This window comes from Paenibacillus sp. 7516, assembly GCF_002272715.1.
GTDB classification, from domain to species: domain Bacteria; phylum Bacillota; class Bacilli; order Paenibacillales; family Paenibacillaceae; genus Paenibacillus; species Paenibacillus illinoisensis_A.
This window is the reverse complement of sequence record NZ_NPBI01000012.1, coordinates 346,929-360,218: the sequence shown is the minus strand read 5'-3', so window position 1 is coordinate 360,218 and position 13,290 is coordinate 346,929. Positions and strand designations below refer to the sequence as shown.

The 13,290-nt window shown below is 42.0% G+C and carries 13 protein-coding genes and 2 pseudogenes; 4 read left to right on the top strand and 11 right to left on the bottom strand.

The features are described from left to right. Positions 1-26: 26 nt before the first annotated feature. The 4 genes from CHI14_RS12845 to CHI14_RS12830 all read right to left on the bottom strand — a co-directional run bounded on the left by CHI14_RS12845 (position 27) and on the right by CHI14_RS12830 (position 3,920). Positions 27-1,769 carry an excinuclease ABC subunit UvrA gene (locus CHI14_RS12845; RefSeq protein ID WP_249281089.1) on the bottom strand — a complete coding sequence of 581 codons (1,743 nt, stop codon included), beginning with the start codon at positions 1,767-1,769 and terminating at the stop codon, positions 27-29. A gap of 117 nt (positions 1,770-1,886) precedes the next feature. After that, positions 1,887-2,201 (bottom strand): DMT family transporter, encoded by a 315-nt coding sequence (locus CHI14_RS12840; protein ID WP_095288828.1) that lies wholly within the window; start codon positions 2,199-2,201, stop codon positions 1,887-1,889. 4 nt (positions 2,202-2,205) lie between these two features. Next, a complete protein-coding gene (locus CHI14_RS12835) occupies positions 2,206-2,547 on the bottom strand; it encodes a DMT family transporter (RefSeq protein ID WP_095288827.1) in 342 nt (113 codons plus the stop codon). A gap of 203 nt (positions 2,548-2,750) precedes the next feature. After that, a complete protein-coding gene (locus CHI14_RS12830; RefSeq protein WP_095288826.1) occupies positions 2,751-3,920 on the bottom strand; it encodes an MFS transporter in 1,170 nt (389 codons plus the stop codon). Between the two features lie 466 nt (positions 3,921-4,386). Between CHI14_RS12830 and CHI14_RS12825 the strand changes: the two genes are divergently transcribed. Beyond that, a complete protein-coding gene (locus tag CHI14_RS12825) occupies positions 4,387-4,947 on the top strand; it encodes a TetR/AcrR family transcriptional regulator (protein ID WP_095288825.1) in 561 nt (186 codons plus the stop codon). A 271-nt stretch (positions 4,948-5,218) separates the two neighbouring features. Here CHI14_RS12825 and CHI14_RS12820 read toward each other — a convergent pair whose 3' ends face one another. Together CHI14_RS12820 and CHI14_RS12815 are read right to left on the bottom strand one after the other, a co-directional pair. After that, positions 5,219-5,893 (bottom strand): class I SAM-dependent methyltransferase, encoded by a 675-nt coding sequence (locus CHI14_RS12820; RefSeq protein ID WP_095288824.1) that lies wholly within the window; start codon positions 5,891-5,893, stop codon positions 5,219-5,221. 3 nt (positions 5,894-5,896) lie between these two features. Further along, positions 5,897-6,181: a hypothetical protein gene (locus CHI14_RS12815; protein WP_141236672.1), complete on the bottom strand. Its 285-nt coding sequence runs from the start codon at positions 6,179-6,181 to the stop codon at positions 5,897-5,899. A gap of 268 nt (positions 6,182-6,449) precedes the next feature. On the opposite strand from CHI14_RS12815, the pseudogene CHI14_RS30460 reads away from it, so the two are divergent. Continuing rightward, positions 6,450-6,682: pseudogene (locus CHI14_RS30460) on the top strand (hypothetical protein); the annotation flags it as partial. A gap of 80 nt (positions 6,683-6,762) precedes the next feature. Here CHI14_RS30460 and CHI14_RS12810 read toward each other — a convergent pair. After that, entirely contained in the window at positions 6,763-7,122 is a 360-nt protein-coding gene (locus CHI14_RS12810) for a winged helix-turn-helix transcriptional regulator (RefSeq protein ID WP_481856406.1), read from the bottom strand. 151 nt (positions 7,123-7,273) lie between these two features. Between CHI14_RS12810 and CHI14_RS12805 the strand changes: the two genes are divergently transcribed. Next, complete coding sequence (locus tag CHI14_RS12805) at positions 7,274-8,068, top strand: SDR family NAD(P)-dependent oxidoreductase (RefSeq protein ID WP_095288821.1); 795 nt, start codon at positions 7,274-7,276, stop codon at positions 8,066-8,068. Between the two features lie 79 nt (positions 8,069-8,147). Beyond that, positions 8,148-8,312: pseudogene (locus CHI14_RS30825) on the top strand (type 1 glutamine amidotransferase domain-containing protein); the annotation flags it as partial. A 218-nt stretch (positions 8,313-8,530) separates the two neighbouring features. Here the strand turns inward: CHI14_RS30825 and CHI14_RS12800 are convergent. The 4 genes from CHI14_RS12800 to CHI14_RS12785 all read right to left on the bottom strand — a co-directional run bounded on the left by CHI14_RS12800 (position 8,531) and on the right by CHI14_RS12785 (position 13,210). Next, positions 8,531-10,006 carry a multicopper oxidase family protein gene (locus CHI14_RS12800; protein ID WP_095288820.1) on the bottom strand — a complete coding sequence of 492 codons (1,476 nt, stop codon included), beginning with the start codon at positions 10,004-10,006 and terminating at the stop codon, positions 8,531-8,533. A gap of 76 nt (positions 10,007-10,082) precedes the next feature. Then, positions 10,083-11,513, bottom strand: a complete 1,431-nt coding sequence (locus tag CHI14_RS12795; protein WP_095288819.1) for a DHA2 family efflux MFS transporter permease subunit — start codon at positions 11,511-11,513, stop codon at positions 10,083-10,085. A gap of 95 nt (positions 11,514-11,608) precedes the next feature. Further along, the gene (locus CHI14_RS12790; protein ID WP_095289107.1) at positions 11,609-12,562 is read right to left on the bottom strand and encodes an NAD-dependent epimerase/dehydratase family protein; all 954 of its coding nucleotides are present in this window, start codon (positions 12,560-12,562) and stop codon (positions 11,609-11,611) included. A gap of 117 nt (positions 12,563-12,679) precedes the next feature. Further along, complete coding sequence (locus CHI14_RS12785; protein ID WP_095288818.1) at positions 12,680-13,210, bottom strand: TetR/AcrR family transcriptional regulator; 531 nt, start codon at positions 13,208-13,210, stop codon at positions 12,680-12,682. Positions 13,211-13,290: the final 80 nt, after the last annotated feature.

The window sequence follows — 13,290 nt, the reverse complement described above, 5'->3', positions numbered from 1 at the left end:
ACCACCACACTCTTCGCAGACAATCGCTACAGCATCTGCAAATGCAACATCAGGCTTAATTTCACCGGTACCATTACAAACTGAACATGCACCTTCGAATTAGAACTAAACCACTCTGGACCAACATCATTTTCTTTTGCAAATAATTTACGTATCTCATCCATTATTCCCGTATATGTTGCTGGAGTAGACCGAGATGAGATACCAATCGGTTTTTGATCAATAACAATGGATGATGGGTAGCGAGAGACAAATTCATTACGAATTAAGCTGCTTTTACCGGAACCCGCAACACCACTAACAGCAGTTAATACACCTTTAGGTATAGAAATAGATATTTCCTTTAAATTGTTTGTAGTCGCATTTTTTATAATAAATTCTTCTTTCCATGTTCGAGGAGAACTGTTCACAATTACAGACTCACGCAATGCGCGGGCAGTTAGTGTATCAGCCTTTTTTAGAGATTCAACGGTTCCCTGAAACACAAGTTGACCTCCATGATTACCTGCTTTTGGTCCAAGCTCTACGACCTCATCTGCCAGTTCGATCATACTCCTGCTGTGTTCAACAACAATAACCAGATTATGTTTATCGCGCAGCTTTAAGAGTAATTTTGCAATCCGCTTGGCATCATCAGGATGGAGCCCAGCAGTAGGTTCATCAAAAATATAAGTAATGTTACTTAAATTACTTCCCAAATGACGTATCATTTTCAAACGTTGAATTTCCCCCCCGGAAAGAGTGTCTGTTCTGCGTGACAGAGTCAAATACCCTAACCCCACTTCAACTATATACTCTAATACATCTAATATTTGCCTAGCTATTGAAGTGCCTACTGGAGTACTGATTTTTTCAAGTATGGGAATCAAATCACTTACTTGCAGATCATAATAATCGGCAATATTATGGTTGTTAATTTTAGAAGCTAATGCATTTGGATTTAGTCCTGTCCCTTTACATGCATTACATGGACGTGATTGTACAAAAGACATAATTTCATCTTGCAAACTCTTTTTCAATTTAGAAATATCCCTATTGAGATATAACCTACGAAAACGGGGAATCATTCCCTCGTAATCTACCTTGTCTGTTTTACCGGTATTGTTTGAGGTCAATTCGATCTTTAATGGTTCATTTGTTCCATAACGAAGTATTTTCCACTCTTCATCACTGTAATCCATTAGCTTTTTTTCTGAATCAAGAAATGGATTATCTAAATATAATCGACTTTGCCAACCGGCGGAAAATTGACTAAACCGTATTCCGCCTTGTTGTATACTTCCATCCGGATTAAAAAGACTTTCTTCGTTCAGGTCTAAACGTTTTCCAAGGCCTGTACATGTGGGACACATACCTAATGGGTGATTAAAAGAATAAGCTGTAGCTCCTCCTGCACTTGGAGATCCCACACGTGAGAACAATAAACGGATAAGTGGAGCTATATCTGTAGCAGTCCCCACTGTAGAACGAGCATTTGTACCTATAGGTTTTTGATCTACAACAATAGAAGGAGTTAGATTACGAATATATTCGACGGCTGGACGTTCATAATGAGGCATTTTATTTCTTAAATATAGCGGATAGGATGCTTGCCATTGTCGACTACTTTCTACTGCAATTGTATCAAAGGCTAGAGAACTTTTTCCAGATCCGGATACGCCTGCGAAGATTACTAATTGCTCTTTTGGTATCGTTATATCAAGATGCTTCAGGTTATTTTCTGATGCACCAACAATTTCAATGGCATTATCTAAATTATGTTGTACCATTTTCTTCACTCCTTCTTAAAGTTAGAATGTCGTTAACAAGATGTTACAATTGAGGAGTTTTAATTTTATTGGAATTGAATAAAACTGACTTAATAAGATTTTTACCGATTTTTATTTTTAAGATACAAATTTTAATCCAACAATACTTATAATAATTCCAGCGACTAAAAACAGTCTTTTCATGTCTTTGGATTCTTTGAATAAAACCATCCCTGTTAAGACACTTCCAGCCGCTCCGATACCTGTCCAGATGCCATAACCAATACTAATTGGGATTTCCTTCAGGGATAGTGAGAGGAAAAATAAACTTAGTAACATAAAGCATATAAATGCTAATGTAGGCTTAATTCTTGAAAATCCTTCAGCATACTTCAATGATATAACTACACCAATTTCCAGTAATCCTGCAATAGCTATAAAGATCCAGCTCATAATATTACTTACTGCCCCCAATCTCACGGTCTGTAGATACAAGTTTCAAACCGATAATGCAGCTAATCAAGGTGATAATAAATAGAAATTTCAACACACTTACGGAATCACCAAGGAACAACAATCCTATAATTGCAGTTCCGAAAGATCCAAGACCGGTAAAGATGGCATAAGCGGTAGAAACAGATAACAGTTTCAGCGATTTTGAAAAAAAGTAAAAACTGAAAACTGCTGAAATTAATGTAGGTATAACTATTTCAATTTTCTTAAACCCATCAGAATAAGCCAAACCTAAAGCCCAACCCACCTCCAAAATACCTCCAATGATCAGATATAACCACGCCATACGTATGCTCCTTTTTTGTTTGATATTTATAATTTCAAGTCATGTGTTGAAGTGAAAATATATTAATAAAATCCCAGACCCATGATTAGGCTAATATCTCATTAAGTAACCTTAACTTAGAGATAAGCCTTGGACCATGTGGTAACCTTTTGCTTCACTTGGGTTATTTTCTATGTGAAAAATATACTTGAAAGGTGAATGGATTAAGAAAGGTGACGAGCTGAAGCAAACATGTGATGTCTTACTATAACAATTACAAAACCAAGAACTAGGGGGACAATCCCTGCTAATATCACATAAGGTGTTCCCATTACGGATATAAACATTCCTCCTACAGCTGCTCCGACCGTTGTTCCAATATTACAAGCGGAAATAAATAAACCATTGGCAAAGTCAGGTGCTTGGGGTGCAGCGGAAATAATCAAATGCTGATTAATGTTCGTCATAATTCCGCCAGCAACTATCCCCCAGAATATAGTCGTTATGATCATAGGCACCGTAAAGTGTCCAGTAAAGAATAAAACGACGTAGACAGCTATTAATAACAAGGGAAAAATGAATACGGCTTTAGAAGGGCTATGAGTAAGCAGCCTACCTACAATTATGTTCCCTATAATATTCGCACTTCCATAGATAAATAGGGTTAAACTCACGTTGTTAGAAGACATGTTTGAAACTGATCCGAGATATTCAGTAAGGTAACTATAAATTCCAAATATTGATGAGTTCAATAAAATTACAGCTATAATTGAAATCCATAAAACAGGGTGTTTTAAAACTGTAATTTGTGAACCATAAGTTAATTTCTCTTTAACAGGTAGAGAAGGCACAAATACTAAGGTAGCTATGAAAACAAGTGCATTAACCATCAGAAAGAATGCCATGGCCCATTCATACGAAAAGGTACTATTCATAAAGCTTGCTATTGGCACACCGACTACCATACCTGCCGAGATCCCTATAAATACTTTAGAAACAGCCTTTGGAGCTTCTTCTTTACTCACTGATGATGCAGCTACTGTAAAGGCTAAAGAACAATAGATCGGATGAAAAAGAGCCGGTACGATACGAGCCACTAACAACATATTAAAGCTATTAGTAACAAAAGGTACAATATTAGAAAGGACAAAAATGCCTAATACGAGCAACATTACTTTCTTCCGATTCATCCCAGAAAATAATAAAGGCATAATAGGACCGGCTATGGCTATACCCAAGGCAAAAACGCTCACCAGGAGTCCAGCATGAGTTACACTGACTTCAAAACGTTCAGCTATTGAAGGTAATAATCCAATTACTCCCATCTCAGTATTTAGGATACCGAATACACCTATGGTTAAAATAAGTATCAACAAATGTTTTTGTTTAATCATGAAAAGACAACTCCTATGTTCCAATTAAATTCTGATTTTAATAGCTCTGTGAAAACACAAAAAATTGTCAGACCGTTGTTATCCGTAATTCTGTTATAGGCGATCTGGAGAAGCAACAGACATAATTCTTCATATTCGAATTTTTCGTTCGTGCTTCCTGTGTAACACTGAATGCAATCATGATTTCAAAATATTACAAAAAAGACATCATCAAAAAACTTCCTTTCTTATCCATTAAGTTGCTCAACTGAAAAGTATATAGTAAGACAATTGATACCCGTAGGTTTTGTCCATATTCTGTCAAGGCTATCAGTGAGAAGTTAACAAATCAATTTGTTTAATCAACTCACATTGATTATTATAAAAACAATCATGGCATAATCAATGTTTAATAAAATGGATTTCGTTCATAATTAGACAGATTAATTAAAAGTGTTAATTATATAGCACTACGGAGGACTTTATTATGACAAAAGTGGATCGAAGAATTGCTAAAACCCAGGAAGCTTTAAATAAAGCAATCATTGAATTGATGAGTGAAAAAAATTTCGACAATATCACTATCCAAGATATCGCAGATCAAGCAAATCTTAGCCGAGGAACTATCTACCTACATTACCAGGACAAATATGACTTGTTAGATAGACTGATCGAGTCCCACATCGACGAACTAAAAGATATGGACGAATGGGCATGCAAAATGAATTGGGAAATTGGACTTACTCATTTTTTTGAATATTTTGAGAAGAATTTTTTGTTCTTTTCAACTATGTTAGCCACTAAAAGTGCGCCTACTTTCCGATCTCGGCTCCTTAAGTATGTTATGGAAGGTATGGTTCATGATATTGATAGAGAAAATGGTAAAAACGATAATATAGAAGAGGATGTAATGTTGCAGTATTCAGCTACTGCTTATGTAGGAGTAATTGAGTGGTGGATCAAAAATTCGATGCCATATCCACCGCATGTCATGGCAGGACAAGTTGCTGTCTTATTAAGGAGATCATTGAATTCATTTTTATTTTAGTAGGCCGTGAATAGGGACTAACTTCAAGATTAGGATGAAGGACTTTATCCCCCTTTAAATTAGATTATCATCATTAAACTAACCTGCCCGTTAGTTGAACAAAAGCAGCCGATCATATTAATCAGCTGCTTCTTTGTTTTATTGAGTTATCGTTCCCCGCGAAGTATCATGAAATCAGCCTACCTTTATATCGAGAACCTTTGACCTGCATTTCTCCACGAAGGATGATATAAATACTGGCTCTGGAATATATCCGCGATCTGATTTAATCCTATTTTTGTGCGTAAAATACCGCGAAATCCAAATACTTATACATACAATCCACCACGCTAAAACCAGCTTCCTCCAACCACAGCAACTGATCATCCAACTTGGCATTGATATCAACTTTACGACGTTCGATTGAAGCCGAGATGGCTTCATCTGACAATCCGCTCTTATGAATGGCATCCAGCCAGCGTTCGCGGTAATAAGCGTCTGTCTCAGGGGTCCTTCCCTGAACCTGATCTGCGTTGATGAAGAGTCCACCAGGTTCAAGCATCTTGTATACAGTACCAAACACATTCTTCTTGTCAACGTGGGTCAGATGATGAATTGAGAGAGAAGATATGATCATATCGTAGGAACTGGTAAATGCATGCTTGGTATAATCTCCAACCACATACTGCACTTGATCTGTACCAGCAAATCTTGGGCGTGCCATTCTAAGCATTTTTTCGCTAATGTCCATTAAGGTTAACCGCGCGTTTGGATATTTCTGCAATAGCATTCCAGAGAGAAGTCCCGTTCCGGCACCGAGATCAAGAATATGCGGGGTATCCTTGGAGCTTTCCATAAGGTCCAGAGCCATTCCGTAAAAATCATCAAAACAAGGGATCAGCTGCTTTCGTTGCATATCATAGTCTTGGGCTACTATATCAAACAAATGCTTTACTGAAGATTTCATTATTCATGCTCCTTGAAGTTTTCTCATTATTTTACAGGAGAGAATTATGAAGAGGAAATAGGGAATACGGATAAGCTCATAGGACAGAACTATAGAAGATGTTCCGCTTTCTGAAGATGGCTCCTTTTCCCCAAAGTTCAACAAGCTGGAGGATAAATTCTGTTTCGTGCCACCGCTTGCCCAGTCTCCCATTGAGTTTTTACGAATCTGATCTTTTCCGACATCCAATCCCTTGCCAAATACCTCATTTGTTACTAACACTGTTCCAATAGTTTTGAAAGTCTCCATTAACAAACGAGTCCATATATTTTTCTATTACTTGATTTTCTCCCAGACAAGGGAATGTGCTTTAACTCTTCTTCTGTATGTTGACTATTCAATTTCTTCATGTTATTTCTAGCTCTTTGCAACAATGAATATACAGCCCCCTCGGTAGAAGCAATAATTTCGCGACCTCGCCGTCATAACACAAATTGGAATATTCTAGTGATCAATGTAGATTAATAAATCACAGAAAGAACCTCCCGCACTAAGCGGGTACGTCTTGATTGGTTCTATTACCCAGAGCATGTCACGTAAAGGAAATGGTTACGATAACGCACTAATGGAGAACTTCTCTAGAGTTTCTTTATCTTTATAAGTTTGAAAGCATAGATCACTCCAATCAAGCACGGTACATGGATTACTACTATCACAAATCGCATCAAATCAAAATTAAAAAGGCATGGTTCCGGTAAAATACCGGGCTCATGCCGAACAAGTTGCATAAAAATATTTGTCTATCGTTAAGGAATCACATCACTTCAAATCCAGCCCGCATTTTGTATTATAATAATACATAAAAACTCAAGAATCCTCGTGGTCTTGTCTTAATGATTGTTCAGTATGCTCTCTTCAAGAAGCTCGTGGTTGCTTCCATGCACTTTCACGATATGATCACCGCCCCACTTGCACAACGAGTCCAGAATATCCTTAAGTGACCAACCATACTCCGATAATGTGTACTCAACCATCGGTGGAACCTGATTAAATACTTTTCGTTCTATTACACCATCTCTTTCGAGTTCGCGCAACTGCTGGGTAAGCATCTTTTGCGTGATGCCTGGCATTAGTTTTTTCAATTGATTTGTTCTTCTAGTACCCAAGATCAGATGACACAGAATGACTACCTTCCATTTGCCTCCTATAACCTCTAGAGCGGCCTCAACTGGAATATTATACTTTTTCACATCAAGCACACCCTTAGCACTTTTTAGTACCTATATTACCACAAAGTACGTATGGCACTAAATAGTACGTACTTTTTGTTTTCAATTAATCCCTCTACAATGATCACATGATCAAAATCGATCAACAAATTCCAAATCGGAGGTAATTAATATGAAATTAGGATTAGAGAATAAATTGGTACTTGTTACGGGATCTACGGGGGGAATTGGCAAGGGAACCGCGAAGAGCTTCTTGCAGGAAGGTGCTAGGGTCATTATTAATGGCAGAACGCAGAAGAGTGTTCAAGCCACTGTTGATGAACTTTCGGCATTTGGCACGGTTTACGGAATTGCAGCTGATGTATCTAATGCTGAAGAGAGCCAAATTCTCGTGGATGAGGTTAACAAACTAGGTTCGTTAGATGTTCTTATTAACAACACGGGCGTATTTGAGGTTAAACCATTTGCAGATGTTACGGATGAGGAATGGCTTAGCTATTATCAAACCAATGTTCTTAGTTCCGTAAGGCTCTCCCGTGCATTCCTCCCTGGTATGACCGAGAAGAGATGGGGTCGCATCATCAATCTTGCCAGCGAAGCAGGTATTAAACCTTATCCGGAATTGGTTCCTTACGGGGTTTCTAAAACTTCCCTCATTACATTGTCTCGGGGTTTGGCCGAGCTGGCGAAAGGTACTGGTGTTACTGTAAACTCGGTGCTGCCTGGCCCAACTTGGACGGAAGGGTTCGCCAAATTCATTACGGACTTGGCTACGGAAAAAGGGCAAGAGCTCGAACCCTTCATCCAAGAATATTTCCAAGAAAGCACGCCTACATCCTTAATTCAGCGTTTCGCGACCGTTGAAGAAGTAGCCGATACAATCGTTTTTCTTAGCTCCGTGAACGCAGCTGCTATCAATGGTATCGCCCAACGAGTCGAAGGCGGTATTATCCAGTCGATTATGTAATACAGGAGAAATAACAGAATGGCAAAATATTAATGGTTGTGACGAATCATTCGGAGACTAAACCAGTCTCTGAGGCCAGTTTGATACTATATTCCTTCCGGGTGGACATGGTACGATGTATGATCTGCCGGACAACCCTAAGCTCTAACAACTTTTAATTGCATTTACTACTAACGAAGAAAACCAGACTGGCCTTGTATCAGATTTACCAATTCTGCTCGAAAATAAAGTTCGCGAATTGGGGGGCGGTTGCTGATGCCGTTATTAAGCATTTGAGCCATTGAAGAACTAACACAATTCTAGACATTAGGAAAGTTTGTAAGTACACCACCCTTCAAATTTAAACTAAAAAGCAGGCCAGAATGGTCTGCTTTTTAGTTTAAATTATCTTAAGTCTTAATATTGCTCATTACAAGCACTCTTCGATTTGTTACCACCTATGCCTTATGGTCTTTGTTTTCATTACAAATCCGGTAGATTCCCCGATTTTGTCCCCACCCGGAAACGCGTTGAAACACCTTCATAATTAAACATCATGCTCATCCCCATGGAAGCATGCATTAGATTGTGGCAATGCATCATCCACAAACCAGGGTTATCCGCTATAACATAAACCTCATATATTTCTCCTTCTTGTGTTGCCAACGTATCCAGAAAAATAGGGCTGCCGCTGAGTGAATGACCGTTACGGCTTAACACTTGGAAGATGTGCCCATGCAGATGAAAGGGATGATCTCCTCCCCCCTCATTGGTAATCGTGAGCTTCACGCGCTGGCCTTCTCTCACAATCACCGGGGGGATATCATGAAAGCTCTTGCCATTAATCGATTTGACGAACAATTTTTGACCAAGCTCGAGTGTATAGCTCTCATCGAAGGTCAAGTTCTCGACGGGAGCAAGTGGGTCCGGCGCTCCATAGTCCGTCCAGTCGAACAGCGAATAATTAAAACGGGCCTCTGGTTCGCTCCCTGCTCCAAGTTCTGCTCTTAAACCTGAATCGCTTGTGACGATGACCTTGCCTTCTTGTGGCATTTGCACGAGAAGATCGTAGCGTTGCCCCGCTGCTATTTGAAATTGAACATTATTCAGCATTCCAGGCTCATGAAGATCGTGGCCATCCATTGCGATTATGCGATAATCTGCCCCGTTCACGAAAATCTTTTCCGTTTCGTTCGCTGCATTAATCATTCGAAGTCGAACTGTCTTGCCGGGACTTGTACTGATATTCACCCCTTTGGTTGAACCGTTCATGAGCCATGTTCCATTCAATTGCTGAATAAGTAGAGCTTCCTCTTGTTCGTACTCAAAGCTTTTCTTCAGAGGCTCGATAATGAGCTTTCCAATCAAGCCCTTTTCGACCTGTACCGAGCTGGCTTGATGGGAATGATACCAGTAGGTACCTGGATGGTCAGCAATAAATTCATACGTAAACTGCTCTCCGGGCTTTACCGCTTCTTGCGTTACGCCGGCTACTCCATCCTGCGAACAGGGAAGGATTATCCCGTGCCAGTGGATAGTGACACCTTCCTTTATGTCTATATTCTTCAGTACGACACGCACTCTTTCTCCCTCTGTCACACGAATTTCCGGCCCTGGAGTAACGCCGTTGAAAGTCCATACCTGCTCGATTTGCCCATTATCTAATTTCGTTTCGTGTTGTGCGGATGTAAGCTGAAACTCACGCACAGGCTCATTACCCGCTTTTTCGGTAATCGCTTCACATGATTGGGAAGACTGTAGGCCTATTGTCGCTACATCATGCATGGTTCCATGTTCTTCCCCGTTCATGCCCCCCATATGATGCATAGTAGCCATGTTGACTTCAAACGGTCTTTGCATTCGCATTTGCCAAAAATACGTGAAAACGACGATACCCAACAGGAGGACTACTGCTAAACCGGCAATTCCGACTTTACCTTTCCATGTATATCTTCGCATATTCCGCCTCCTTCGATTGATTGATCCATCCATTACATATCATTAAGGACTGGTTAGGCCCATTGTCAATTCTCTATTACCGCTTTTTTAGGGCCGGTATTACAATGAGAACAATGCTCGCACCTAGGATCGCCAATGCAGCAGCACCCAGGAACACCCAAGCAAACCCGCTCGTTAATGCTTGTGGTTGTGCTACACCTTGCTCCAGCAGGCCCTCCGTCCGTGCTGAAGATAAGGCTGTTAAAACCGCGATGCCAACTGTCCCGCCGATTTGTTGGCTCGTATTCACCAGACCGCTTGCAAGTCCTGCTTCTTCATCAGCCACCCCGTGTACCGCAGCTTCAGTTCCGGAAACGAATGCGCCACCCAGTCCGACTCCAATAAGCATAGTAGGACCAAGCAAGTGGATAGCGAATTCAGCATCGCTTGGTGCAAAGAAAAGCCATATGAGACCTGCTGCAAGCAGAAGTAGAGATGCTGCCAGCGGGCGGCGTGTTCCGAATGCTTTGACTACAGCAGGGACAACTCCTGCAATTGCAAACAAGGCTCCTGCCATTGGAAGCTGAGAAAGGCCTGCTTGCATGGCATCATAGTGCAGTATTTGTTGCATATAAACGGAGAGAGCGAAGAATAATGCTGTTGTCGCACCGCCTATGAGGAACATCGCCAGATTGCCACCAGTCACCCAACGATTGCGGAAGATGGACAGTGGCATGAGAGGATTTGCAGCCCTATTTTCCAAAAAAATGAACGAAGAGAGCAAAATAACAGCCGCGCTCGCCAATATCAACGTCTGCGGCGAAGCCCAACCGACGCGTTCCGCTCCGGAGAGAGCAGTGACCAGTGCGGTTATACCTGCGATCACCGTCGCTGCTCCCGGCATATCCAAGCTAGTGCGTTTGCTGGGCGCATCTTTAGATATTAAGAAAGGCACCGTTGCGATAATCAGGACACCGACGGGAACATTCACAAAGAATACCGATGACCAACCCAGGGAGGAAGTAAGAATCCCGCCTAATAAAACGCCCGCCGCGCTACCTATACCTGCGATTGCACCCCAGATCCCCAGCGCTTTGGCCCGGTCCTGCGGATCTGCGAACAGCTTGGTTAGGAGAGCAAGTGCGGCCGGTGCCAAAAGTGCGGCCGAGGTGCCTTGAACCGCTCTTGCCACTAACAACCAATCCCCCGATACAGATACTCCTGCCGCCACCGAAGCGACGGAGAAGCCAGCAACACCGACAATAAACAATCTGCGATGCCCGAACCGGTCAGACAGTCTACCACCAAGTAGAAGCAGTCCTCCAAACGGCAACACGTAAGCCGTAATTACCCAACCCAACATATTGGTTCCCACGTGGAGTTCGGAACCGATCGCAGGAAGTGCGATGTTCACAATGGAAGCGTCTAGCACGACCAAGAATTGAGCCAATGCGAGTGCAATCAGTGCCCACCACCGATAGGGCGTTGCCCCAGGCATGGCCTGTAACGATTGAGTCATTACCGTCATAATACGTATCTCCTTTAGCTATTAACAGTCGCTCTGCTACCTAGCCTTACTCTTTAATGTAATTGATTAATCAATAACTATTACTTAAATAATTATTACTTTTTCTGCAATTCCCGAATGGTCGCCGCAATACCAACCTCAGGTCTGGTTGCTGGAATAGCCCCGATATGGCGTTGATATTTCTCCCCGCTTAAGCGTAGTGGTTCTTCCGTTAAGTACAGCATTTCCACAACCTCCTTCATGACCGGAACAAATAATCCAAGCAGCGATAACCCAACCTTCCCAAGGGCAATAACGGGCTTATTCGTGCCGCTTGCGTGTTGAGCAATGCGGACAATCTCTTGGCCGGAGATAATGTCTGAACCAGGAATATTCCAATTCTGTCCATAAGCATGCTCGCGGCCCGCAAGCTCCACAATCATCATTGCCGCGTCAGGCAGATACACATATTCACGCGGCGTTTTCATATTCCCTACAAAAAAAGCCATTTTCCCAGCTGCGATTGCTTCGAGCGTTCCACCTAAATATGAAGCTTGATTAGCGGTTGGGCCGTAATAATCCGGAAGTCGTACAATCATGGGGCGCGCCTTACTCCATCTGCTGCTAAAGATCATCTGCTCAAAGGCTAGTCGCACTTTTCCCTTCTTCGTATGTGGCTGTTTGGGATGCTCCTCGGTCACGCGATCCATTTGTCTTCGTCCATAGGGGTAAATGCCATCAATGACGACAACCTTCAGACTCAGTCGGTCGGCCGCCTCCATTATGGATTCACCGAGAGGAATCAGCTTGCTCGCCATTTCGTTGTACGGGACGTTCGCGGAATGGAATAATACATCCGTATCTTTTGCCGCGACCGTAATATCATCCGTCCGGAATGCATCCCCGATTGCAAACGACAGGTGAGCAGGATTGCCTAACCCGTTGGCAAGTTCCTCTAACTTTTGGCGAGACCGTCCGAAGGCAATCGTTGGTACCCCCCGTTTTACAAGTTCAGACACAATAACCGCGCCTGTGCCGCCTGTAGCACCAATAACAATCGCTTTTTTCATCATACTCCAACTCTCTTTCTATCATTGTAATTGATCAATCACTTACCTGTAAACAAACTATACCATCGTGTTAGTGATTGGTCAATAACTAAATTTTAAAATATGGCATTCGCCATATTAAGCCTCCCGTTCGATGAGCTCCGGCATATCAAGTGCCCATGAAATGTTGCACAACATCCCCCTGGCAAGAAACATAAAAGTTCGGTCCTCTGGATTCTGCAGCCCTTTCTCCCGAAAAGCACTCAACACGATTCGACGCACTTCCCGAAAACCATCGCGCATCACTTCCCGAATCGGTTCCTCACGCATCGTCTGGGCTTGCATTTGCAAATAGGTCTCATTCATATAGGAGGATAGAATTTCCTTATATGCCTCGATCAAATCGCTCTCCAGTTGCTCAGGTGTTGCTGCGCTTTCCACGACCAGTCGAAAGGATTCCTGAATCCTTTCCCAAGAAATCTCCAGTGCGCTGAGTAGCAGCGCTTCCTTCGTTGCGAAAAAACGAAACACGTATGGTTGGGAAATTTTTGCCCGTTCTGCAACCTGAGCCGTCGTCGCACGATAATAACCCGTTTCCGCAAACACCTCAATCGCTGCCGAGATGATTTCGGCTTTTCGGTTTACGCTGCTTTTTTCATCCTTTGCCATGAATCCAACACTCCTTATCTTTAGTTAGTGACTAATCAATAATATAGACTGTTTGCTGCGTCCATGCAAATGATGGGATT